Source organism: Roseiflexus sp., assembly GCF_057785375.1.
Map to the genome: position 1 here is coordinate 1 of NZ_JBYNRX010000103.1, position 23,970 is coordinate 23,970.

Annotated in this window: 17 protein-coding genes; 13 read left to right on the top strand and 4 right to left on the bottom strand. The window is 60.5% G+C overall.

Annotated elements, in window-relative coordinates:
* Positions 1–364: 364 nt before the first annotated feature.
* The 5 genes from bchJ (at position 365) to AC3EA7_RS20770 (ending at position 6,450) form a co-directional block, all read left to right on the top strand.
* Positions 365–970, top strand: a complete 606-nt coding sequence (gene bchJ / locus AC3EA7_RS20750) for a bacteriochlorophyll 4-vinyl reductase (RefSeq protein ID WP_488615983.1) — start codon at positions 365–367, stop codon at positions 968–970.
* Between the two features lie 81 nt (positions 971–1,051).
* On the top strand, positions 1,052–2,146 hold the full coding sequence (locus tag AC3EA7_RS20755; RefSeq protein ID WP_488615984.1) for a TIGR04053 family radical SAM/SPASM domain-containing protein: 1,095 nt from the start codon (positions 1,052–1,054) through the stop codon (positions 2,144–2,146).
* Positions 2,147–2,158: 12 nt separating this feature from the next.
* Positions 2,159–3,742, top strand: a complete 1,584-nt coding sequence (gene bchE, locus AC3EA7_RS20760) for a magnesium-protoporphyrin IX monomethyl ester anaerobic oxidative cyclase (RefSeq protein WP_488615985.1) — start codon at positions 2,159–2,161, stop codon at positions 3,740–3,742.
* A 164-nt stretch (positions 3,743–3,906) separates the two neighbouring features.
* Positions 3,907–5,385: a phytoene desaturase family protein gene (crtI, locus tag AC3EA7_RS20765; RefSeq protein WP_488615986.1), complete on the top strand. Its 1,479-nt coding sequence runs from the start codon at positions 3,907–3,909 to the stop codon at positions 5,383–5,385.
* A gap of 231 nt (positions 5,386–5,616) precedes the next feature.
* Positions 5,617–6,450, top strand: a complete 834-nt coding sequence (locus AC3EA7_RS20770) for an MBL fold metallo-hydrolase (RefSeq protein WP_488615987.1) — start codon at positions 5,617–5,619, stop codon at positions 6,448–6,450.
* 405 nt (positions 6,451–6,855) lie between these two features.
* On the opposite strand, the gene AC3EA7_RS20775 is transcribed toward AC3EA7_RS20770, so the two are convergent.
* A complete protein-coding gene (locus tag AC3EA7_RS20775; protein ID WP_488615988.1) occupies positions 6,856–7,758 on the bottom strand; it encodes an intradiol ring-cleavage dioxygenase in 903 nt (300 codons plus the stop codon).
* 1,242 nt (positions 7,759–9,000) lie between these two features.
* Between AC3EA7_RS20775 and AC3EA7_RS20780 the strand changes: the two genes are divergently transcribed.
* Positions 9,001–10,728: an L-lactate permease gene (locus AC3EA7_RS20780; protein ID WP_488615989.1), complete on the top strand. Its 1,728-nt coding sequence runs from the start codon at positions 9,001–9,003 to the stop codon at positions 10,726–10,728.
* A 23-nt stretch (positions 10,729–10,751) separates the two neighbouring features.
* On the opposite strand, the gene AC3EA7_RS20785 is transcribed toward AC3EA7_RS20780, so the two are convergent.
* From AC3EA7_RS20785 to AC3EA7_RS20795, 3 genes are read right to left on the bottom strand one after another with little or no spacing between them, the layout of a single operon-like run.
* Positions 10,752–11,597 carry a metal ABC transporter permease gene (locus AC3EA7_RS20785; protein ID WP_488615990.1) on the bottom strand — a complete coding sequence of 282 codons (846 nt, stop codon included), beginning with the start codon at positions 11,595–11,597 and terminating at the stop codon, positions 10,752–10,754.
* Positions 11,594–12,382 carry a metal ABC transporter ATP-binding protein gene (locus AC3EA7_RS20790; protein ID WP_488615991.1) on the bottom strand — a complete coding sequence of 263 codons (789 nt, stop codon included), beginning with the start codon at positions 12,380–12,382 and terminating at the stop codon, positions 11,594–11,596. Before AC3EA7_RS20790 ends, AC3EA7_RS20785 begins: the two co-directional genes overlap by 4 nt.
* 14 nt (positions 12,383–12,396) lie before the next feature.
* Complete coding sequence (locus AC3EA7_RS20795; RefSeq protein ID WP_488615992.1) at positions 12,397–13,881, bottom strand: metal ABC transporter substrate-binding protein; 1,485 nt, start codon at positions 13,879–13,881, stop codon at positions 12,397–12,399.
* A 979-nt stretch (positions 13,882–14,860) separates the two neighbouring features.
* Between AC3EA7_RS20795 and ilvB the strand changes: the two genes are divergently transcribed.
* From ilvB to cimA, 7 genes are all read left to right on the top strand, one after another.
* Positions 14,861–16,606, top strand: a complete 1,746-nt coding sequence (ilvB, locus tag AC3EA7_RS20800) for a biosynthetic-type acetolactate synthase large subunit (protein ID WP_488615993.1) — start codon at positions 14,861–14,863, stop codon at positions 16,604–16,606.
* A gap of 18 nt (positions 16,607–16,624) precedes the next feature.
* Positions 16,625–17,167: an acetolactate synthase small subunit gene (gene ilvN / locus AC3EA7_RS20805; protein WP_488615994.1), complete on the top strand. Its 543-nt coding sequence runs from the start codon at positions 16,625–16,627 to the stop codon at positions 17,165–17,167.
* Between the two features lie 112 nt (positions 17,168–17,279).
* Entirely contained in the window at positions 17,280–18,302 is a 1,023-nt protein-coding gene (ilvC, locus tag AC3EA7_RS20810) for a ketol-acid reductoisomerase (RefSeq protein ID WP_488615995.1), read from the top strand.
* A 377-nt stretch (positions 18,303–18,679) separates the two neighbouring features.
* Positions 18,680–19,162, top strand: coding sequence for a four helix bundle protein (locus AC3EA7_RS20815; protein ID WP_488615996.1), 483 nt, complete (start codon positions 18,680–18,682; stop codon positions 19,160–19,162).
* 261 nt (positions 19,163–19,423) lie between these two features.
* A complete protein-coding gene (locus tag AC3EA7_RS20820) occupies positions 19,424–21,094 on the top strand; it encodes a 2-isopropylmalate synthase (RefSeq protein ID WP_488615997.1) in 1,671 nt (556 codons plus the stop codon).
* A gap of 284 nt (positions 21,095–21,378) precedes the next feature.
* Positions 21,379–22,218: a prephenate dehydratase gene (gene pheA, locus AC3EA7_RS20825; RefSeq protein WP_488615998.1), complete on the top strand. Its 840-nt coding sequence runs from the start codon at positions 21,379–21,381 to the stop codon at positions 22,216–22,218.
* Positions 22,219–22,242: 24 nt separating this feature from the next.
* On the top strand, positions 22,243–23,901 hold the full coding sequence (gene cimA / locus AC3EA7_RS20830) for a citramalate synthase (RefSeq protein ID WP_488615999.1): 1,659 nt from the start codon (positions 22,243–22,245) through the stop codon (positions 23,899–23,901).
* The last annotated feature ends 69 nt before the right edge of the window (positions 23,902–23,970 follow it).

Here is a 23,970-nt window from a genome sequence, read left to right on the forward strand (position 1 = left end):
CACCTATGGCCTTTCACCTATGGCCTTTCACCTATGGCCTTTCACCTATGGCCTTTCACCTATGGCCTTTCACCTATGGCCTTTCACCTATGGCCTTTCACCTATGGCCTTTCACCTATGGCCTTTCACCTAACTTTCCTCTGGCCTCGCCCCTCGTCCCTCTCACCTTTCACCTTACCTTCCTCTGGCCTCGCCCCTCGTCCCTCTCACCTTCCCACACATCCCCTACGCAATTGCTTTACAAAATTGTCTGGTTACAACCTGGTTAACAAAGCGCAACGAACGATGGAGAAACCATTTCGGCACGCACGGTTCGCTGGCGGTATAGTGCGGTCAATTCCCAATAGTCATCCATGGTGGCGCCATGACAACGACAGCGGCTCGTGGGACGGGCAAGATAGGTCCCAATGCAATCATTCAAACAGTTGCCGCGCTGCGCGAAATACTCGGCGACGATGCAGCGCGTGCGGCGCTCGTGCGCGGCGGCGCCGGCGATCTGCTGGATCATCTGCCGCACGAGTTAATCGATGAGCGCGAGTTTCACGCGCTCGTCGAACTGCTCCTCGAACAGATCGGAGAGGAACGAACCCTTCACGTGATGGCGCGTTCCGGGCAATTGACCTCGGACTATGTGTTTGCCAACCGGATCCCGGTCGTGGCACGCGCATTGCTCCGCCTGCTGCCGCCACGGCTGGGGCTGCGTCTGCTGCTGCCGGCGATGCAGCGCCATACCTGGACGTTCGCCGGCAGCGGCGTGTTTGCCTATGATCTGACGCCGACGCCGTCGCTCTCGATTGCCAATGGGTCACTATTCGACACGCCGGCGATGGCGGCCGCGATGTGCGCCTACTATCGCGGCGCATTCGAGCAGATGTTTCGGAAACTCATCTGCCCGCAGGCGACGCTGCGCGAACTCGAATGTCAGGCGCGCGGCGATCGGCGTTGCCGGTATGCCATTCAGTGCTCATAGCGCACGTGGAGGGAGGGCGCGTCACACGCGCCCGTCTCTTGAGGGAAGTAGTTCTTACTGCTCACTACATGGAGGTGTTGCGTGACTGCTCCGCCACAACCGGCTCGCCCGCTGCGCCACGCGCCGCGCGATTTCGCGCTGACGCCGCTCAATATCTATTGGGAAATGACGCAGGCATGCGCGCTTGCCTGCCGCCACTGTCGCGCAGAAGCCATGCCACAGCCGCATCCGTTGCAACTCTCGTTCGATGAGAGTATGCGCTTCTTGCAGCAGATTCCCGACTTCGGCAATCCGTTGCCGCAACTGATCCTGACCGGCGGCGATCCGCTCGCCCGACCGGATCTGCTCGATCTGATCGATGCGGCGCGCGCGCTTGGCGTGCCAGTCTCGATCACGCCAAGCGCCACGCCCAACCTGACGCGCGCCATGCTCGAGGCGCTCAAGGCGCACGGTGTCGAGGCGCTTGGGTTGAGCCTCGATGGCTCGAATGCGGCGCGCCACGATGCGATCCGTGGCGTCGAAGGAACCTTCGAGCGCACCATCGCAGCGATGGAATGGGCAGCGGAACTCGGTATGCCGTTGCAGATCAATACACTCGTCGCCGCCGAAACGGCGGACGATCTCCCGGCGATCTATGCGCTGCTCACCACGAAACAGGTCGCCCGCTGGAGCCTGTTCTTCCTGATCTCCGTCGGGCGCGGGCGGGTCCTGGAGTCGTTGACGCCGGTCGAAGCCGAGCGGTTGATGGTCTGGATCTACCGCATTGCTCAGGAAGCGCCGTTCGCCGTCGCCACGACGGAAGCGCCATCGTACCGGCGGGTGGCGCTCGGCGAAATGCGTGCCGCCGGGTTGAGCGGCGAACAGATCCGGCAGACGCCAATCGGACGCGGCTTTGGCATTCGCGACGGCAATGGCATCGTGTTCGTCTCGAACACCGGTGACATTTGTCCTGCCGGGTTCCTGCCGCTGGCTGCCGGCAATGTGCGCGCCGACCATATCGTGCAGGTGTACCGCGAGTCGCCGTTGTTTGCCGCCCTGCACGATCCGGCGCAGTTTGGCGGGCGGTGTGGGCGTTGTGAGTATCGCGCGATCTGTGGCGGTTCACGAGCGCGCGCCTTCGCAGCTAGCGGCGATCCGCTGGCGGAAGACCCGCTCTGCACCTATCAACCGGCATAGAAGGAGTTGAGTATGCGTATTCTGATGATCCAGCCCAACTACCACGCAGGCGGAGCGGAGATCGCCGGCAACTGGCCGCCAAGCTGGGTGGCGTATATCGGCGGCGCGTTGCGCAAGGCCGGCTATTCGAATCTGCGCTTCGTTGATGCGATGACCAATAACCTGCCCGACAAGACCGTTGAGCAGATTATTCGCACGAACCAACCCGACGTGGTGATGGCGACGGCGATCACACCGATGATCTACAAAGCGCAGGAGACGTTGCGCCTGGCGCGTGAAGCCAACCCTGGCTGCAAAACCATCCTCGGCGGGGTGCATCCAACGTTCATGTATGCGCAGGTGCTCACCGAAGCGCCCTGGATCGATTACATCGTGCGCGGCGAAGGAGAGGAGATCATCGTTAATCTGATGCGCGCCATTGAGAATGGGAGCGATGCGCGTGATCGCTATCAGATCCAGGGGATTGCGTTCCTGGATGGCGATCAGGTCGTGGCCACGCCTGCTCATCCGCCGATTGCCGATCTCTCGACTCTTACGCCCGACTGGAGCCTGCTGGAGTGGGAAAAGTACATCTACATCCCGCTGAATGTGCGGGTGGCGGTGCCGAACTTTGCCCGTGGCTGTCCGTTCACCTGCCGCTTCTGCTCGCAGTGGAAGTTCTGGCGCAAGTATCGCGTGCGTGACCCGATTGCATTCGTTGATGAAATCGAACTATTGGTGCGTGAGTACAAGGTTGGCTTCTTTATTCTTGCAGACGAGGAGCCGACCATCCATCGCAAGAAGTTCATTGCGATGTGCGAAGAGTTGGAACGGCGTAAACTCGGCATTCATTGGGGCATCAACACCCGCGTAACCGACATCCTGCGCGATGAGCAGTATCTGCCGCTGTACCGCCGCGCCGGGTTAGTGCACGTCTCGCTCGGCACTGAGGCCGCTGCCCAGATGAACCTCGACCGCTTCCGCAAGGAGACGACCATCGAGCAGAACAAGCGCGCCATCAAACTGCTGCACGACCAGGGGATCGTTGCTGAGGCGCAGTTCATTATGGGGCTGGAGAACGAGACGCCCGAAACCATCGAAGAGACCTATCACTACGCCCTCGACTGGAAGGCGGATATGGCGAACTGGAATATGTACACGCCTTGGCCCTTCGCCGAATTGTTCGAGGAATTGGGTGATCGGGTCGAGGTGCGCGATTTCTCGAAGTACAACTTCGTGACGCCGATTATTCAACCGGATGCGATGACACGTGAGCAGGTGCTGAAGGGCGTGCTGCGCAATTATGCGCGCTTCTACATGCGCAAGGCGTTCCTGAGCTATCCCTGGATTAAGGACCCGTTCAAGCGACGCTATATGCTTGGATGTTTGAAGGCCTTCGCCAAGACGACATTTACCAAGCGGTTCTACGATCTCGAACGGGTGCACCTCGATGGCTCCATCGACCTGGGGTTCGATGAGACGAAAGTGCTGACGCGCGAGCAGATCGCGGAGTTGAAGCAGAAGCGTCCTGAACTATCCGCCGATGTCGATTTCCGTGGTACTGTTACCGCCTGTGGCGCACCAAAGGATGTGCCGGAGTATGTCGAGCAGGCGTGAGCGGTTTTATCACCGTTCTCGCCAATGTTGATGCGAAGATGCACAGGCGCATAGCTGCGTCATCGACGCCTCTCTGCGTCTTCATGCCTTTGCATCAGCCTCTTTGAACAATCCCATTCATCAGGGCGCGGCACGCCGCGCCCATTGTCTGTTGGAGGTCATCAGTGAGCCGGGTTATCATTATTGGCGCCGGTTTTGGCGGACTGGCTGCCGCTGTGCGCCTGGCAGCGCGCGGTCACGAGGTGGAAATCTTCGAGAAACAGGACAAGCCAGGCGGGAAGGCGTATGTGCTGGAAGTGGACGGTTTCCGGTTCGATACCGGTCCGACGGTGATCACGGCGCCATTCCTGTTCGACGACCTGTGGCGCGCTGCGGGACGTCGTCGTGAGGAGTATGTCGAATTCCGCCCATGCCATCCCTTCTACCGTATCTACGACCACACCGGTCGCCACTTCGACCACAGCGCCGACGAGGCGGCGGTGCTGCGCGAGATCGAACGCATCAACCCTGCCGATGTCGAGGGCTATCGCCGTTTTCTGGCGAGCACCCGCCCGATTTTCCAGAAGGGGTTCGTTGAACTGGCGGATCGACCATTCCTGCACTTCCGCGACATGCTGCGCGTTGCGCCCGATCTGGCGCGCCTGCGTTCGTTCGAGAGCGTCTACCGCTACGTGTCGCGCTATATCAAAGATGATTTTCTGCGGCGCTGTTTCTCGTTCCATCCCCTCTTCATCGGCGGCAACCCGTTCTACGCCTCCTCGATCTATGCCATGGTTCACTACCTGGAGCGCGAGTGGGGCGTGTACTATGCCGTCGGCGGAACCGGCGCGATTGTCGCGGCGATGGTGCGGCTGCTGCACGAACTTGGCGTTGCCATCCATCTCAACGCCGAGGTGCGCGAACTGATCGTCGAAGGGCGTCGTATTCGCGGCGTGGTTCTGGCGGATGGCAGCGAATGCCGCGCCGATATTGTGGTGTCGAACGCCGATGTCGCCCATACCTACGCCGACCTGATTGCGCCGCGCTACCGGCGCCGCTACACCGACCATCGCCTGCGGTCGTTGCACTACAGCATGTCGCTGGTGGTCATCTATCTGGGAACGCGGCGCACCTACCACGATGCACCGCTGGTGCGCCACAATATCATCTTTGGTCCACGCTACCGCGGGTTGCTCGACGATATTTTCATCCACAAACGGGTTGCCGACGATTTCTCACTCTACCTGCACATGCCGTTGCGCGACGAGCCGGATGTTGCGCCTCCCGGCTGCGACGCCTTCTACGTCCTGTCCCCCGTTCCCAACCTGGCGTCACAGGCGGACTGGGCAACGCTGGCGCGCCCATACCGCGATGCGATCATTGCCTTCCTCGAAGAACGCTTCCTGCCCGACCTGAGCGGGAATATCGTTGTCGAGCGCATGATCGACCCGCGTCATTTTCAGCGATGCCAGAACAACTACCTTGGCGCTGCGTTCGCACTCGAACCGACCCTCTTACAGTCCGCCTGGTTCCGCCCGCACAACCGTTCCGAAGAGTTCGACAATCTCTACTTCGTCGGCGCGGGCACCCATCCGGGCGCAGGGTTGCCAGGTGTGTTATCATCGGCGCTGATCGCCGAACGGTTGGTGGCGCATAGACGTTGAACGTTGCACGTTGAACGTTGAACGTTCAATGTTGACGCTGGCGCATTCGTTGGCTCGTCATTATCACCACAGAGGCACAGAGGACATAGAGTCAAGTAGTCATACGCCTTGTGCTCAGGAATAAGCGTCATTATCACCACAGAGGCACAGAGGACACGGAGAGGGCCACTGGCGTATTGTTGACCCGTTCGCTTTTTCGCTATCGCATTCGCTTCTTTGCAGGAGAAACCTATGACACCACTGCGTGATGCGGCGCTAATAGCACAGATCAACGATTTGACGGTTCCCAGGGGCCAGGTGGCGCTTTGGGCGCTTGGGCAGGCGGGTTTCGTGCTGAAAGGCGGCGACACCATCGCCTATATCGACCCCTACCTCTCCAATTCGGTGGAAGACATCGGCGGACCGCCGCGGCGGTTTCCGATCCCGCTCGACCCGGCGCTGATTACCCACGCACAGGTGGTGCTGGCGACGCATGAGCATCTCGACCACACCAATGCCGCGACACTCGCGCCGCTCATGGCGGCGTCGCCGTCGGCAGTGCTCGCGGCATCGCTCCAGGGGGGACGAATCGCGCGTGAGGCCGGCATTCCGGCTGAGCGGATCATCACGCCACGGCTGGGTGAGCGCATCGAAATCGGCGGGCTGGCATTCGTGGCGACGCCGGCCGCACACTATGAATACGAGGTCGATGCCGACGGACATTCGCGCTGGATGGGGTTCATTATCGAGTGCAACGGTGTGACTCTCTATCACAGCGGCGATACGATCATCTTCCCCGAATTACTGGCGGCGCTTGCGGGGCGCTCGATCGACATTGCGCTTCTGCCGATCAACGGGCGCGACTTCTTCCGCGAGCGTGAGGGGATCATCGGCAACCTGTGGCCTGGAGAGGCGATTGAATTGGCAAAATCTATCGGTTCACGAGTGTTGATTGGTTTTCACAATGATTTGTTCGCCGGCAACCGTGTGTCGTCCGGTATGCTCTTCGATGAACTCGACCGTCGGGCGCCGTTTATGCGCTGCCATCTTTTGCAGCCGGGCGAGTTGTACCTGTATGCCGGGTAGGAGACATGAGGCAAGAGGCGTGAGGCGTGAGGCGTGAGGCGTGAGGCAAGAGGCGTAAGGCAAGAGGCGTGAGGCAAGAGGCAAGAGGCGTGAGGCAAGAGGCGTGAGGCAAGAGGCGTAAGGCAAGAGGCGTGAGGCAAGAGGCGTAAGGCAAGAGGCGTGAGGCAAGAGGCAAGAGGCGTGAGGCAAGAGGCGTGAGGCGTGAGGCGCAAGGGTTGCAGGGCGCCGGTAGCAGGCGGGAAAGTTGAAGGTGAATTCAAGCGGTCTAACCCCTACCTCCTACCTCCTACCTCCTAATTCCTAACGCCTAACCCCTAACCCCTAACCCCTAATGCCTACCCCCTAACCCCTAACGCCTAACCCCTAACCCCCAACCCCTAACGCCTAACCCCTAACCCCTAACCCCTAACCCAGATCTACGCCAATCTCGAACGTCGCTGCATACCCCTGGTCGAGCGGGGTCAGGTGCAGCGTCAGTTGACTGCCGCTCTGCCGGAAGATGCCATCATTTTGATTGAGGGTCGTGCGGCGTCCCCGACCGGCATAGGGCGCCTGGGCGAACACGGTATCGCTGATGGCATCGTCGAAGTAGAGCTGCGAGGTGAAGTCGTAGACCTGCCCGGCGGCAGTGGTTGCGCGAATCTTGAAATGAATGTGCACCGTGCGCCCCGGATACCAGCCGGGATATATCGTTGTAAAGGTCGCCATGCCGTTCGAGTCGGTCATCTGGTAGCCGCGCAGCCACTGTTGCCCGCGCGAGTCGCTGCGCGAGTCGCGCACGCCGGAATAAACTCCCAGAGCATCGCAGTGCCAGATGTCCACCATGGCGTTTTCGAGCGGCGCACACCCGGCGCTGCTGACCTGGCTGACCACGAACGTGAGCAGCAGTGGCAGTCCCTCTTTGACCACGCCGCTGGCAGGGTCGGAACGAATATCGGCGCGGTTCAGTTGCGTATCGACAAAGAACGGACCCTCCATCTGCTCAGGGCGCACCACGCACGCCGGAACCGGTCTGCTGATCCCGGCGTCGGCGCTGACCGTCGGCGCCGCCGTTGCCATCGCAGAAGGTTCGACGGGGGTGGCGATCGGCGCCAGCGTCGCCACCGGCGACGGCTGCACAGCAGACGCGGCAGTCGCTTCAGGCGAGAGCGATGCACTGGTCGGCGCGCTTCCCGGCGGCGTTCCTGTCGTTCCACCCGATCCCGTCGCGCCGCAGCCGCTCAGGAGTGCAGCGGCGGAAGCGCCGAGCAGCGCCAGCACTTCGCGCCGGGTAAGAATGCGCCCTATCGGGCGATCATCAGTATCCATTTACTCCTCGCATTCAAGAAATCCGCATTTCTTCGTATTGTAGCAGCGTCATTTTCAGATCGCGTGAAGAGAAGATAAGAGTCTCCTGCAAGAGGCGTGAGGCGTGAGGCGTGAGGCGTGAGGCGTGAGGCGAGAGGCTTGAGGCATGAGGCGTGAGGCAAGAGGCAAGAGGCAAGAGGCAAGAGGCGTGAGGCGTGAGGCAAGAGGCGTGAGGCAAGAGGCAAGAGGCGTGAGGCGTGAGGCGTGAGGCAAGAGGCAAGAGGCATGAGGCGAGAGGCAAGAGGCGTGAGGCGTGAGGCGAGAGGCGTGAGGCGTGAGGCGTGAGGCAAGAGGGTCATTTTCAGATCGCGTGAAGAGAAGATAAGAGTCTCCTGAGCCGCGTGATGGGCATTGCGCAGGCGCGTGGAGCGTTCCGCTCGTGGGTCGTCCTGTGCATTTTCTGGCCCCTGCGTGAGAAAGAAGATCCCTTGGCGCTTCCAACATCAATGTTCTAGCTCAGTGGGAAGTTTCGGATAGCCTGGCAATCCTGTTGCCTTCGCACCTGCAACCTTCCCGCCCCCAAGACCCTTGAGGTCAAGACGTGCGCAAACCGGGCGTAAGGATCGTGCCGCTAGCCCGGTTCCACGGCAGCCATTGATCAGTGGCAGAGACCTCAAGGGTCGGGTACCTTCCCACCTTCCACCTTCCACCTTCCACCTTCCACCTTCCACCTTCCACCTTCCCACCTTCCACCTTCCACCTTCCCACCTTCCACCTTCTACCTTCCCACCTTCCACCTTCCCACCTTCCCACCTTCCCACCTTCCCCCTTCCCCCTTCCCCCTTCCACCTTCCCACCTTCCACCTTCCCACCTTCCCACCTTCCCACCTTCCACCTTCCCACCTTCCCACCTTCCACCTTCCACCTTCCACCTTCCACCTTCCCCCTTCCCCCTTCCCACCGTCCCACCGTCCCACCGTCCCACCGTCCCACCTTCGCACCTGCGTCTCCTCGCGCCTCTTGCCTCTCACCTCTCGTCTAACAGTTACCGATTCGTTATGACCTGTTGACAACTATTATCAGAGATCAGACAAACATACTGCTATGATGTGCCCGGCACTACGAAATCTCCGTTCAATCAAGACACTATGACCCGTAAGACACCATGATCGTGGCATACCCGGGAAGCGCCCGGAGGGATTCGCATGCACGGCGCCCTGGAAAGGCGTCTGCACGCTTTCAATGATAAAACAGGAGGGACGTATGAATCTCGGTCTGCAAGCGTTTCTGGCGTTCAGTCCTATTCTGGTCGCGGCGGTATTGCTCGTTGGTCTACGGTGGCCCGCGCGCCGGGCGATGCCGCTTGTGTACGTCGTTGCTGTCCTGATCGCCCTCTTTGCCTGGCAGGTTTCCCCCATACGGGTGATTGCATCGACCATTCAGGGGTTGTTCATCACCTTCGACATCCTGCTGATCATCTTTGGCGCCATTCTGCTCCTCAACACCCTGAAGCACTCCGGCGCCGTCGCCGTCATCCGCAACGGGTTCAGCAATATCAGCGCTGATCGTCGCGTGCAGGCGATTGTTATCGGCTGGCTGTTCGGTTCGTTTATCGAAGGCGCTTCGGGGTTTGGCACGCCGGCGGCGATTGCAGCGCCGCTCATGGTTGCGCTCGGATTTCCGGCGATGGCGGCGGTGATGATCGGTATGATGGTGCAGAGTACGCCGGTGACGTTTGGCGCTGTGGGCACACCCATTCTGGTTGGCGTGCGCGGCGGGCTGGATACGCCCGAATTAGGCGCGCAACTTGCAGCGATCGGATTGACGTTCAATGACTATCTGCGCCTTATTACGGTGCGGGCAGCCGTTATTCACGGCATTACCGGAACGCTCATGCCGCTCCTGATGGTCGTAATGATGACCCGCTTCTTTGGGAAGAAGAAATCGTGGACGGAAGGGCTATCGATGGCGCCGTTTGCGATCTTCAGCGGTCTGGCGTTCACCATTCCCTACACCCTCACCGGGTTGCTGCTCGGACCAGAGTTCCCATCGCTTCTTGGCGCGCTGGTAGGGCTGGCAATCGTTGTGACGGCGGCGCGGCGCGGGTTCCTGCTACCGAAGGATACATGGGATTTTGCTCCTGCAAGCGAGTGGCAACCGGAGTGGCTCGGTCAGATCGAGATGAAACTCGATGACCTGACGGGCAAAAAGCCGATGAGCACCTGGCTGGCGTGGGCGCCGTATCTGCTCGTGGCGTTCTTCCTGGTGCTGACCCGCCTGCCGCAGTTGCCCATTGGTGCAACGTTGCGCTCGATCCTGAAGATTGAGTGGAAAGACATTTTTGGCACGGGTATCACTGCCTCGACGACGCCGCTCTATCTGCCAGCGTCGATCCTGGTGGTAGTAGTGCTGATTACGGTTTTCCTCCACCGCATGAGCCGCAGCGAATTCCAGCTTGCAATCAGTGATTCGAGCAAGGTCATTCTTGGCGCAGGCTTTGTGCTGATCTTCACCGTGCCGATGGTGCGCGTCTACATCAACTCAGGGGTCAACGCTCTCGGCATTGCCAGCATGCCAATCAGTATGGCAGAGTGGGTGGCGGTGAATGTGGGCGGCATCTGGCCCCTGTTTGCGCCAACCATCGGAGCATTGGGCGCATTCATCGCCGGCAGCAATACCGTCAGCAACCTGATGTTCAGCCTCTTCCAGCATGGCGTCGCCGAACGGCTGCTGATTTCGGGCGCGGCGATTGTGGCGCTGCAATCCGTTGGCGCCGCTGCCGGCAACATGATCGCCATTCACAATGTGGTCGCCGCCTCGGCAACTGTTGGGTTGCTGGGTCAGGAAGGCGCAACGCTGCGCAAGACGGCCATTCCTACCTTTTATTATCTGCTCGTCGCTGGTACAATCGGCTTGATCGCCATTTACGGCTTGAGTATCAGCGATCCGCTCGTTGCCGAGATGGTGAAGAATGCGGCGTCGGGGCAGTAGAAAAGCGGCGAGGGGGCGAATGCTCACTGCCCTCCTCGCCATAGCATGCCGCGTCCTGGCGCTGCGAGGAAGATGATGGTAAAGATCGCTGTGGCAACCAGCACGACTGCGGCACCAGACGCGATATTGATATAGTAACTCAGATACAGGCCAGAAATGCTCGAAACGGCGCCGATCAACGCGGCAACCGCCATCATCGCGGGCAGGCGCCGGGTCAGCAGATACGCCGCTGCGCCTGGCGTCACCAGCATCGCTGCGACCAGTCCCACGCCGACTGTCTGCAACGAGACGACGATGGTGAGCGCAATCAGGAGCAGGAGCAGGAGCCGCAGCCGTTCGACCGGCAGGCGTTGCGTTGCTGCCAGCACCGGGTCGAACGCAACGACCAGGAATTGGCGGTAGAACGCCAGAACGGTCAGCAGGACCGCAGCGCCAATCCCCGCGATCAACCAGAGGTCTGCCGGGCTGACCCCCAGCACATTGCCAAACATAATATGGGTAAGGTCAACAGCATACGTGCGCACACTGCTAATCAGCGCCACGCCCAACGCCAGCGCCGCCGCGAAGACGATGCCAATGGCAGTATCTTCTTTGATGGCGCCCTGGCGCGAGAAAAAACTGATCAGCAGCGCTACGACGACGGCAGCGACCAACGCGCCTGCGGTCAGATTGGTTCCCATCAGATAGGCGATGGCGACGCCTGGCAGCACGGCATGCGCCAACGCATCGCCAAGGAATGCCATCGAACGCAATACGACGTAACATCCGATAATGGCGCACAACACGCCCACCAGCATCGCCGCCAGCATCCCGCGCTGCATAAACCCATACGCAAGCGGCGCAACGATCCACGACCACAGGGTGTTCATTTGACCACGATGCTTTCTGGTTCAGGTTGGTTGCAGGCGCACTGATCGACCAGCACCGAGCCGTCGGGCAGTGTCAGCACCTGCCCGCCAAACGCTTCGGTGAGCAGATGGCGGCTCAGCGCCTGCGCCGGAGGGCCATCTCCGATCAGGCGTCGGTTGATGATCAGCACGCGCTCAAAGCGCGCTGCCGCAAGACCAAGGTCGTGCGTCGAGAGAATGATCGTCACGTGTTGATCACGGAGCGCATCGAGCACGCTGAGCGTCGCCGCATCCACGCCGGTGAAAGGCTCATCGAGCAGAAGAATATGCGGGTCCTGCGCCAGCGCGCGCGCCAGGAACACCCGCTGCTGCTGTCCCCCGGAAAGTTCGCCAATCGGGCGATGCGCGAGATGCGCAATGCCCATCAACTCCATCCCACGCTCGACTGCGGCACGATCAGCGCGAGTGGGGCGCCGGAACCAGCCAAGCCGCCCGAAGCGCCCCATCATCACCACATCGGCAACCGTCACCGGAAAGCGCCAGTCCACCTCTTCACGCTGCGGCACATATGCAACGCAGTCCTGGTGCGCACCAGGCGACAACCCGTGAATGCGGATGGCGCCGCTCTGCGGTTTCACCAGCCCGACCAGCGCCTTGAAGAGCGTCGATTTTCCCGCGCCGTTTGGTCCGACCATCACCACCCGTTCGCCGAATTCCACGCGAAACGAAACATTATCGAGCACCTGCCGCCGCCCATAGGCGACGGTCAGGCGCTCGACCTCGAGGTGCGCCGGTTTGTCTGTCATCTGCGGAGAAGGTGTCATCCCTGCGTCAGCGCCTCGACAATTTGTTTAACATTGTACCGCATCATATCGATATAGGTTGGCGCTGGTCCATCAGCATCGGACAACGAGTGCGTGTAGAGGTCAGAAACAACCCTGATCCCGGTCTCGCGCGCCAGTTGTTCGGCGAGCTGCGGGTTGGCGCCGGTCTCCAGAAAGATGACCTTGACGCCGGCTTCACGCACCCGCTCGGTCAGGCGCGCCAGTTGTTGCGCCGATGGCGATGCGCCGGTGCTGACGCCTGGCACAATGGTGCCGATAACGCGGAAGCCATAGCGGTCGGCGAAATAGCCGAAGCTCTCGTGGTTCGTGACCAGTTTGCGATCGGCTTCGGGAATCTTCGCCACTTCTTCGGCGATGAAGCGATCCAGTTCATTGAGTTGCGCAATGTACCGTTCGGCGTTTGCGCGGTACACTGCGGCACCGTCGGGATCGACGCTGATCAGACCGTCGCGAATATTGGCGACATAAGTGACGACCTTCGTCGGATCGAGCCAGAAGTGCGGATCGCCCTCGTCGTGGTGATGATGGCCGCTAGGGGTAGTGATCATGAGCATCGCCTTCGGTTCGCGAAAACCGCTCAGCGCCAGGAGATACTCCCCTTTCTCCACATCCATGATCATCGCCTGGGTTAACCCGGAGCAGGCGAGGGTCAGCGTTTCCTCGGCAACGGCGGTAGCGGCGTCGATGCTGGTCACAACGAGCGCGCCGCCGCTTGTAGCAACGGCAATCTCGCCGCCTTCGGCATCCCACTTCAAGAATCCGGCATACGACCCGTCCGCCTGCCGGGTCAGCGCCACCTGCCAGAACATGCCGCCGTGCTCATGTGCATGTTCGTGGTCGTGGTCGTGACCGTGGTCTTCTTCCTTGTGCATACCGAGTTCGACGGCGGATGCCTGGTCGGCGCCGGCAGTCGTCTCCTCTGCCGCCAGGAAGAGGTCCGCCGCTTCCACACACAGCGCATCGGTCAGTTCTTCGGGACTCATCACGGCAACCTCGCCTTCGCGCGCCGTGCGGCTGGCCAATCCTTTCGAGGCTTCGATGACGGTACGCTCACCGCCGGCGTTTTCCAGCAGGCTGGCGAGGAACTCTTCAAACCCGGCGCCATTGACGATCAGCACATTGCTGTCGGCAACCTTGCGCACATCGGCTGGCGTTGGCTCGAACACGTGTGGATCGACGCCAAGCGGAATCAGCGCCTCGACCGTCAACCGGTCGCCGGCAACATTCTGAGCAATATCCGCCAGAAACGACTGTGCTGCCAGTACTTTGATCGCCGGCGCCGACGCCACGGGGGGAGTGGTTGGAGCGACGGTCGGCGCTTCCGACGCTTCCGGCGCGGTAGTCGGCGCGGATGCCGCCGGTGATGGCGTTGTGCCTCCGGTAGGTGCGGGTTGTGTCCCGCCGCAGGCGCTCAGGACGAGCAACGCCACGAGAGCCAGGGCAAGAATCCGATTGAGCATCTGTGGTTCCTCCTGGAATAGACACAGTATCTGTCGTCGCCGGTCATAATTGATAGCATCTATTATATCAGAATTCTCTATGTCCATGGGACAAACGAGGTTTGGCGTTTATCTCATATCCTTATTCAAGCACCCACCAAGAGCCTATCCGAAAAATCGCTGACTGAAATGCGACCGGGTAGGCGAAGGCAATGCCTTCGCCTACCCAACGAGCTTTTCCGGATAGGCTCTCATCACACGAAGGGCGCGCACACGCCCTCACCCCGGCATGTTGGATGCCCGACGCCAGCCCCCCGATAGGGCGTTTGCGCCCTCAGCGGGGGATTATCGTGTGTGAGCAAATAAGCCGATCTCGCCCGGTTCAGCCCGCGCGAACGGGCTTTGCCCCTAGTAGCCCGCGACTCGAGTCGCCGGGCGCAGCGCGAATGCCGGATTAGTGTGCATGTTCATCAGCCGCCGGGCGGACGAGTCGGCAGCGGTTCCAGCACATCATACCGGCGCCCTCCTCGCTCTTCCCCCTTGACAAACGAACCTTCCTTCGTGTATACTCGCAAACGGTAACTTTGCAACGAGCGCAGTTCATATGCAGCAACAAAACGTCAGCCTCCTCCTTAGCCTTATTCTTGTAGCCCTGATTATTATCACGGGCTTATAGGCGTTTGGGAGGCAGCGCGCGACGGAATACGATAGACAACGACACGAGCCCCTCCCAAATTCACGGGAGGGGCTTGTGGTTTATGGGCATATGTGGCCGGCACTACTGCAACGACGCACTTCCGGCATACCTGCGCCCGTTGCTCTCGAAGGTCGAACCCGACCGATCCCCTCGATGCGACGCTGATGTCGCTGGTGTGCCACTGCTGCGCGTTGGGCGCCGATGACGGCGGCGTCTGAACATGTGTGTGCACAGGTTTCTGGAAAGCGCTGATAACGGGAACAAGACCACAATCGTGTGATCATCAAAAAGGGAGGAACTCAGATGTCCGATAAGCGTACTGGCGCCCAGGTGATGTGTGAGGCGCTGATCCGCAACGGGGTCGAAGTGATGTTCGGCATCCCTGGCGGAGCAATCATGCCGTTCTACTACGCAATGTGGGAATACCGCGACAAACTGCGCCACGTGCTTTGCCGCCACGAACAGGGCGCTGGCCACGCCGCCGAAGGGTATGCGCGCGCCACCGGTCGGCTAGGGGTGTGCATCGGCACAAGTGGACCAGGCGCGACCAACCTGGTGACGGCAATCACCGACGCAATGATGGACAGCACGCCAATCCTGGCGATTACCGGGCAGGTTGGCTCCCATGTGCTGGGGAAGGATGCGTTCCAGGAGACTGACATCACCGGCATTACCATGCCGATCACCAAGCATAACTACCTGGTGAAACGCGCCGAAGACCTGCCCTACGTCTTCGAGGAGGCGATCTACATCGCCACCACCGGACGACCCGGACCGGTGCTGATCAATGTGACGAAGGACGCGCAGCAGGCGACCATTGTCCCCGACTGGAATATCAAACTCGATCTTCCCGGCTACAAGCCTAACTACCGCCCCAATCTCAAGCAGGTCCGCGAAGCGATCAAGCTGATTCTGAGCGCAAAGAAGCCGCTGATCATCGCCGGCCACGGCATCATTATATCTGGCGCGGTCGAGGAATTGCGCGCCTTCGCCGAGCGCACCCGCATCCCGGTGATCACCACCCTTCATGGCATCGGCGCCTTCCCCGAAGACCATCCGCTCAGCATCGGCATGCCGGGCATGCACGGCTGGGTGCACGTCAATCGCGCCATTCAGGAGTGCGATGTGCTCTTCAATATCGGCGGGCGCTTCGATGACCGCGTGACCGGTAAAGCCAGCACGTTTGCGCCAAATGCAAAGGTTATCCACGTCGATATTGACCCCTCGGAGATCGGCAAGAATGTGAAGGTAACCGTCCCGATCGTCGCTGATGCGCGCCTGGCGTTGCAGGCGTTCCTCGATGAGTTCCCGCCCGACCGCGAGGCGTTCGCTGAACTCCACGGGCACGCTTCCGACTGGATGGAGCACATTCGCGAGATGCAGGCGAAGCATCAACCGAAGCAGCAGTACCTCAACCGCAGCGAAACTGAACACATGAGCCTGCCGCCGCACGATGTGTATGCGGCGCTCACCAAGGCGCTCAACAGCCGCGGCAACTACCGCGTCGTCACGGATGTCGGGCAGCATCAGATGTGGGCGGCGCAGTTGATCGACTGGTATCGCCCGCGCACCCATATCACTTCCGGCGGCGCAGGCACGATGGGCTTCGCCGTGCCGGCGGCGCTCGGCGTCGCTCTTGCCCACCCGAACGATACGGTGTGGGCTGTCTGCGGCGATGGCGGCTTCCAGATGACCAATCAGGAGATGGCGACCATTGTTCAGGAAGGCGTCAAGAATGTCAAGATTGCCGTGATCAACAACGGCTACCTGGGCATGGTGCGCCAGTGGCAGGAACTGTTCGAGAATAAGCGCTACAGCGGCACGCCCCTGTCCGGTCCCAACTTCGCTAAACTGGCGGAGGCGTACTACTGGAAGGGCATCACCGTCGAGCATACCAGCCAGGTCGAGGCGGCTATTGAAGAAGCCTACGCCACCGATGGACCGGTGCTGATCGACTTCCGCGTCGAGCGCGAGGTCAACGTCTTCCCGATGGTGCCGCAGAACAAGAGCATCGGCGAGATGATCCTGGAATCGCCCCACAATTCATAGCATAAAGGACGTGCATCCATGAAAAAACACACCATCGTCGCCCTTGTGCAGGATCGCCCCGGCGTGCTGAGTCGGGTGGTCGGACTTATCCGGCGGCGCGGCTTTAACATCGAGAGCCTGGCGGTTGGGCATAGCGAAACCCCTGGCGTCAGCCGCATGACCATTGTGGTGGAGTGGGACGATGTCGAGCAGGTGGTCAAGCAACTCTACCGCCTGATCGAGGTGCTGAAGGTCAGCGATGTCACGAATGACCCGACGGTCGAGCGCGAAATGGCGCTGATGAAACTGCATGCGCCGCCGGCAAAGCGTCCGGAGATCGTGGCACTGACGGAAGTGTTCGATGCCAAGATCGTCGATGTCGGCGCGAACACCATGGTGGTCGAGATGACCGGATCACCGTCTAAGGTGCAGAACTTCATCAATGTGATCCGTCCCTACGGCATCCGCGAAATGATGCGCACCGGGCGGATCGCAATGGTGCGCGGCGCGCGCGGTCACACCGCCGAGGAATATGTCGAGAGCGCCAACGGGCATGCCGAGCGCGTGCCGGTCGTGAATTAGTTCCTGGCATAGATAACAGTCACGTGAGGGCGCCTCTCCGCCCTCACTCCCTCCAAAGGCGGGCAACCGCACACATAGCGCACCAATAGGACAAGGAGAACACACAAGGACTATGGCACACATTTACTACGAAAACCACGCCGATCTCGCGCGCCTCGCCGGACGTACCATTGCGGTCATCGGGTTTGGCAGCCAGGGGCATGCGCATGCCCTGAACCTCAAGGAGAGCGGCTGCGATGTGATCGTCGGTCTCTACCAGGGATCAAAAAGCCGATCAAAGGCGGAAGGATTGGGACTGAAAGTATTGACCGTCGCCGAGGCGGCGCGCGAAGCGCAGATCGTCATGATGGCGCTCCCGGATACGGCACAGGCAGCCATTTATCGCGATGAAATCGGACCGCACATGACCCTCGGCAAGACGCTGATGTTCGCCCATGGGTTCAATATCCGCTTTGGGCAGATCATTCCGCCGGAAGGGGTCGATGTGAGCATGGTCGCCCCCAAGGCGCCCGGTCATCGCGTGCGCGAGGTCTATACGCAGGGAGGCGGCGTACCGGCGCTCGTCGCCGTGCATCAGGACGCTTCGGGGAATGCGCTGGCGGACGCTCTGGCATACGCCCGCGGGCTTGGGTGCACCCGCGCCGGCGTGATCGAGACGACCTTCGCTGAAGAGACGGAAACCGATCTGTTTGGCGAGCAGGTCGTTCTGTGCGGCGGTGTCTCGGCGCTCGTGAAGGCGGCGTTTGAGACGCTGGTCGAAGCCGGATATCAACCGGAGGTCGCGTATTTTGAGTGTATGCATGAACTCAAACTGATCGTCGATCTCTTCTATCAGGGCGGGCTGAATTATATGCGCTATTCGGTCAGCGACACGGCGGAATGGGGCGACTACACCGCCGGACCCAAGATCATCACCGATGAGACGCGCGCAACGATGAAACGTATCCTGGCGGACATCCAGAGCGGCGCATTCGCCGAGGACTGGATCGAGGAGAATCACAACGGTCGCCCGCGCTTCAACGCTTACCGCACCCGTGACATCTCGCATCCGATTGAGCAGGTAGGACGTGAACTGCGCCGTATGATGCCATTCGTCAATCCGCGCGAGGTCGTGCCGGGTGAGGGCGGGGCGTGACGAAGAACGAAGAACGAAGAACTAAGAACTGATAGGAAGATCAATCTGCATCTGGACACCCACGCGTGCACCTGTGGAGCGGCTGGCGCTGGCTGAGCCTGTCGCAGCCAACGCCGAGCACGAGATTGGATCATATCCGAAGAACACGGAGCGGCTGGCGCTGGCTGAGCCTGTCGCTGCCAACGCCGAGCACGAGATTGGATCATATCCGAAGAACACGGAGCGGCTGGCGCTGGCTGAGCCTGTCGCCGCCAACGCCAGCCGTGAGACGGTCAACATAGGCAATATTGTGCAACATCTGGTTGATCGCTCTATAAGAACAGTGTTCAACGTCAGGCTAATTTTCCTGACTTATGCGCGTAGAAAGCTCAATAGCGATGGCAAAGGGCTACACGCATCGCAATCTCATTCTGTGGAACCGGGCGCAGCAACTGGCGCTCGATGTGGTAACGATCGTGCAGCGAATGCCGAACACGTGGAGCAATGCGGTCATTGCGCGACAGATCATCGCTTCCGCCACGTCAATTGGCGCGAATATCGCCGAAGGACCTGGGCGCTACACTCCCGGCGCGCACCGCAATCACCTGGCAATCGCCAAAGGATCAACCGCCGAAACTGATAGCTGGCTCGATCTGCTCCGCCGTAGCGGGTATCTTTCCGAAGAGGATGAAGCCAGACTTCACAGCGAATGCCAGGAAATCGCGGCAATGCTGACGAGCAAGATCCGAAAACTGGAGCATGCCATCCCATCACGCACATCAACGACTCATGAAGAACAGGTATCATATACAACGGACGATGACGCATCCTCGCCGCCATTCCCGTTTGCACCGGAGGATTATCAGTCAAGTGACGAATGACAAATGCAAATGATACGTAACGAGTGGTGAGCATTAGTTCTCGGTTCTCAGTTCTCAGTTCTCGGTTCTCAGTTCTCAGTTCTCGGTTCTCAGTTCTCAGTTCTCAGTTCTCAGTTCTCAGTTCTCAGTTCTCGGTTCTCAGTTCTCAGTTCTCGGTTCTCAGTTCTCAGTTCTCGGTTCTCAGTTCTCGGTTCTCAGTTCTCAGTTCTCGGTTCTCAGTTCTCAGTTGCCGGTTCTCAAGCAAAGGAGATACACAACGCTATGGAGGACCATGTACGCATCTTCGACACAACCCTCCGCGACGGTGAACAGGCGCCTGGCTGCACCATGACGCTGGAGGAAAAACTCGACGTCGCGCGGCAACTGGCGCGGCTGGGGGTGGACATCATCGAAGCCGGCTTCCCGGCGGCATCCCCAGGCGACTGGGCAGCCGTCCACGAGATTGCCAAAACCGTCGGCACGCCCGATGGTCCAATCATCGCCGCGCTGGCGCGCGCAAACAAGGACGATATCGACAAAGCCTGGAGCGCTATTCAGCCGGCCGCAAAGAAACGCATTCACACCTTCATCTCCTCGTCCGACATTCATATCGAACATCAACTGCGCTCGACCCGCGAAGAGGTGCTGGAGCGCGCCCGATTGATGGTGCGCTATGCGCGTTCGCTGTGCGACGATGTGGAGTTCTCGCCAATGGACGCGACCCGTTCCGACCCGGAGTACGTCTACCGGATGCTGGCGGCGGTCGTCGCAGAGGGCGCGACAACCCTCAACATCCCCGATACGGTTGGCTACGCCACACCAGAGGAGTACGCCGAACTGATCGCCGGCATCTACCGGCACGTCCCCGGCGCCGATAAGGTCATTATTTCGACCCACTGCCACGACGACCTCGGCATGGCGGTGGCCAACTCGCTGGCGGGGGTGCGCGCCGGTGCGCGTCAGATCGAATGCACGATCAACGGCATTGGCGAACGCGCCGGAAATGCGTCACTCGAAGAAGTCGTGATGGCGCTGAAGACCCGCCGCTCGTTTTTTGGCGTCGATACCCGGATCAACACCCGCGAACTGGCGCGCAGCAGCCGCCTGATCAGCACGATTATCGGCATGCCGGTACCGCCCAACAAAGCCATCGTCGGCGCCAACGCCTTCGCCCATGAGTCGGGCATTCACCAGGATGGCGTCCTGAAACACCGCATGACCTACGAGATCATGGATGCGACGACCATTGGGTTGGACGGCAACGCTATTGTGCTCGGCAAACACTCCGGGCGCAATGCGCTGCGCACCAAACTGGCGGCGATGGGGTATGAGTTCGATAGCGAGGAAGAGTTCAATCAGGTCTTCCAGCGCTTTAAGGAACTGTGCGACAAAAAGAAAGTCGTCGATGACCGTGACCTTGAGGTGCTGGCGACCGGCGGATCGCTTCATACGCCAGAGTTGTACCGCCTGGAGCACGTTCAGGTGACCTGCGGCACCGGCGTGACGCCGGTGGCGACGGTGCGCATCACCGATCCGGATGGCAACACGCACACGACGGCAGCACACGGCACCGGACCGGTCGATGCGATCTACAAAGCGATCGATAAGATCGTCGGACGCCCGAACGACCTGATCGAGTTCTCGATCAAGGCGGTTACCGAGGGGATCGATGCGGTTGCCGAGGTATCGGTGCGCATCCGCGAGCCGGGTGACGCGGTCGAAGAGCGCGAATACCGCGTCGGACGACACCGCGGACCGCAGATCTATAGCGGCTACAGCGCCAACACCGACACCATTGTCGCCGCTGCCGAGTCGTACATGGCGGCGCTCAACAAGATGATCGCCGCGCGCCAGGAGCGCCTGAGCGCCGAGAACGCCGCCTACGCCGCCGGGTACGACCGCAGCAAGCCGACCTACGCGGTTGATCTGTTCGGCACGAATGCGACGGAGTAAGAACCTGCGGCTGATGGTTTTTTGAGAAAACAATCCGGTATTGCCCGGTCGAGCCTGCAAAGGCGGGTTTCGCCTGCTGTAGCCTGTGACTCATGAATATGAAGAATCAAACCCGGTCGAGCCTGCGAAGGCAGACTTCACAACCGCAGCCCGCGGCTTTAGCCGCCGGGCGTAGCGCGAATGCCGGATTTTCATGTTCATCAGTCACCGGGTGCCAGGGCGGATAGCGGAATGTGGTTTCAAAGTCCATAAGCCGCAGGACTGTGCGCAACGAGATATTGCTCATGAAACGCTCTATTGCCTATCTGGGTCCGCCCGGCTCCTACAGCGAAATCGCCGCGCTGGCGTATGGCGGTGAAGATGCGACGTATATTCCGCTGACCAGCATGCCCGCCGTCGTCACTGCCGTCGAAACCGGCGCAGTGACGATTGGCATTCTACCGATTGAGAACGTCCTTGAAGGGAGCGTCACGACCACGCTTGACCTGCTCATTCACGAAACCGATCTGCGCATCGCCGGTGAGACGGTCATTCCAATTCAGCACTACCTGGTGGGGCGCGCCGGTCTGGCGCTCCACGAGATCAAGGTGCTCTACGGGCACCCGCAGTCGCTTGGGCAGTGCCGGCGCTTCATCGAGCGCTGCCTGCCCGGCGTGGCAACGGTTGCGTCCCTGAGCAACAGCGCCGCTCCCGCCGAGGCGCTGGCGGACGAACGCCCGGCGGCGGCGATTGGAACGTTGCGCGCAGCGCAACTGGTCGGAGCAACGGTTCTGGCACGTGATATTCAGGATCGTTCGGGAAATGTCACCCGCTTTATCGCGCTGGGAACGCACGACTATCCGCCAACCGGCGACGATAAGACCAGTTTCTGCTTCGGCTTCGACCGCGAAGACCGCCCCGGCGCACTGGTCGACGCCCTCCAGGAACTGGCGTCGGTCGGCATCAATATGACCAAACTCGAATCGCGCCCATCGAAAGAAGTGCTGGGGCAGTACATCTTCCTGGTGGACATCAACGGTCACCGGGAAGAGCCGGTTGTTGCCGCTGCTCTGGAGCGCATTCGCACGAAAACCGGTCTGTTCAAAGTCTTCGGCAGCTACCCACGCTGGCGTGGGCAGCCATAGCCTGCAACACACGAGGTGCCAGTTATGCAGATTCTGCTCTACGACACAACCCTGCGCGACGGAACGCAGCGCGAGGGGCTATCGCTCTCGGTCGAAGATAAACTGAAGATCGCGCGTGAACTCGATTTGCTCGGCGTTCACTACATCGAAGGCGGCTGGCCCGGCTCGAACCCCAAGGACGCCGAGTTTTTCCAGCGCATCCGCCGTGTCGAACTGCGCCACGCCAGAATCGCCGCCTTTGGCAGCACCCGCCGCGCCGATACCACATGCGAGGCCGACGCTAACATCCAGGCGCTGGTCGCTGCTGATACGCCAGTAGTGACGCTCGTCGGCAAGAGTTCAACCCTGCACGTCGAACAGGTGCTCGAAACGACGCGCCAGGAGAATCTGGCGATGATCGCCGAGAGTGTTGCGTATTTCAAGGAACGCGGCAAAGAGGTCATCTACGATGCGGAACACTTCTTCGACGGATATAAACTGGATGCCTCATATGCGCTGGAAACCCTGACCGCTGCCGCGCGCGCCGGCGCCGATTGTCTGGTGCTGTGCGACACGAATGGCGGCAGTCTGCCACACGAAGTGACCGAGATCGTTCAGGCGGTGCAGCGTCACCTGGAAAACGAAGGGTTCAGCAACGGCGCAGCAGAGCGCGGTCCGACCCTTGGCATCCACACCCACAACGACGGCGCACTGGCGGTTGCGAACGCAATCGCCGCCGTGCGCGCAGGGTGCGTCCATGTTCAGGGAACGATTAACGGCTACGGCGAACGCTGCGGCAACATGGACTTGATCCCGCTCATCGCCAACCTGCAACTGAAACTTGGCTACCGCTGCGTCACCTCCGAACAATTGCGTCGCCTGTCCGAGGTATCGCACTATGTCGCCGCCGTCGCCAACCTCAATCCCGACACGCATGCGCCATTCGTTGGACACTCAGCCTTCGCGCACAAAGGCGGCATTCACGTCGCCGCCGTCGCCAAAGTGCCCGACAGTTATCAGCACATCGACCCGGAACTGGTTGGGAACCGGATGCGTATCGTGGTCAGCGAACTATCGGGGCGCGGCAATGTGCGCATGCGCGCCCGGGAATTGGGGCTTGACCTGAACGGTAACGAGCAAGTAGTGCTGCAACGGATCAAAGAACTGGAGAACCGCGGCTTTCAGTTCGAGGCGGCGGAAGGATCGTTCGAGATGCTGGTACGCCGCGCCGCGCCCGACTACGAGCCGCCGTTCGAGTTGCTCGATTTCACGGTGGTGGTCAGCAAGCACGGCGCCAACGACATGATCTCGCAGGCGATGGTCAAACTCAAAGTCGGCAATGAGATCATGCACACCGCCGCCGAAGGCGCCGGACCGGTCAACGCGCTCGACATGGCGATCCGCAAGGCGCTGCTGCCCCACTACCCCGAACTCGCCGATGTGCAACTGGCGGACTATAAGGTGCGCATTGTCGATGAGCACCTCGGCACCGCCGCCAAACCGCGCGTGCTGATCGAATCGGCGCGCGGCGAAGAACGCTGGAGCACGGTCGGTTGTTCGGAAAACATCATCGAAGCCAGTTTCATGGCGCTGTGGGATAGCCTGGAATTGCCGCTGGCGCGGCAACGCGCGAAGGTCGCCGGTTCATCGCAGGGGCGACCCGATAGGTTGCCCCCGCCGACAATCAACATGGAACGTTCCTGATATAATAGAGCAACCGGCATAACGATTGCAGCCCTCGGCACAATTTCACGTCGTGGTGAAAGGAGAACA

What these genes read in the sequence shown, in the direction of transcription:
- bchJ (WP_488615983.1), top strand. Translation starts at nt 365, where the DNA reads ATGACAACGACAGCGGCTCGTGGGACGGGCAAGATAGGTCCCAATGCA.
- bchE (WP_488615985.1), top strand. Translation starts at nt 2,159, where the DNA reads ATGCGTATTCTGATGATCCAGCCCAACTACCACGCAGGCGGAGCGGAG.
- AC3EA7_RS20770 (WP_488615987.1), top strand. Translation starts at nt 5,617, where the DNA reads ATGACACCACTGCGTGATGCGGCGCTAATAGCACAGATCAACGATTTG.
- AC3EA7_RS20775 (WP_488615988.1), bottom strand. Translation starts at nt 7,758, where the DNA reads ATGGATACTGATGATCGCCCGATAGGGCGCATTCTTACCCGGCGCGAA.
- AC3EA7_RS20780 (WP_488615989.1), top strand. Translation starts at nt 9,001, where the DNA reads ATGAATCTCGGTCTGCAAGCGTTTCTGGCGTTCAGTCCTATTCTGGTC.
- AC3EA7_RS20785 (WP_488615990.1), bottom strand. Translation starts at nt 11,597, where the DNA reads ATGAACACCCTGTGGTCGTGGATCGTTGCGCCGCTTGCGTATGGGTTT.
- AC3EA7_RS20790 (WP_488615991.1), bottom strand. Translation starts at nt 12,382, where the DNA reads ATGACAGACAAACCGGCGCACCTCGAGGTCGAGCGCCTGACCGTCGCC.
- AC3EA7_RS20795 (WP_488615992.1), bottom strand. Translation starts at nt 13,881, where the DNA reads ATGCTCAATCGGATTCTTGCCCTGGCTCTCGTGGCGTTGCTCGTCCTG.
- ilvB (WP_488615993.1), top strand. Translation starts at nt 14,861, where the DNA reads ATGTCCGATAAGCGTACTGGCGCCCAGGTGATGTGTGAGGCGCTGATC.
- ilvN (WP_488615994.1), top strand. Translation starts at nt 16,625, where the DNA reads ATGAAAAAACACACCATCGTCGCCCTTGTGCAGGATCGCCCCGGCGTG.
- ilvC (WP_488615995.1), top strand. Translation starts at nt 17,280, where the DNA reads ATGGCACACATTTACTACGAAAACCACGCCGATCTCGCGCGCCTCGCC.
- AC3EA7_RS20815 (WP_488615996.1), top strand. Translation starts at nt 18,680, where the DNA reads ATGGCAAAGGGCTACACGCATCGCAATCTCATTCTGTGGAACCGGGCG.
- AC3EA7_RS20820 (WP_488615997.1), top strand. Translation starts at nt 19,424, where the DNA reads ATGGAGGACCATGTACGCATCTTCGACACAACCCTCCGCGACGGTGAA.
- pheA (WP_488615998.1), top strand. Translation starts at nt 21,379, where the DNA reads ATGAAACGCTCTATTGCCTATCTGGGTCCGCCCGGCTCCTACAGCGAA.
- cimA (WP_488615999.1), top strand. Translation starts at nt 22,243, where the DNA reads ATGCAGATTCTGCTCTACGACACAACCCTGCGCGACGGAACGCAGCGC.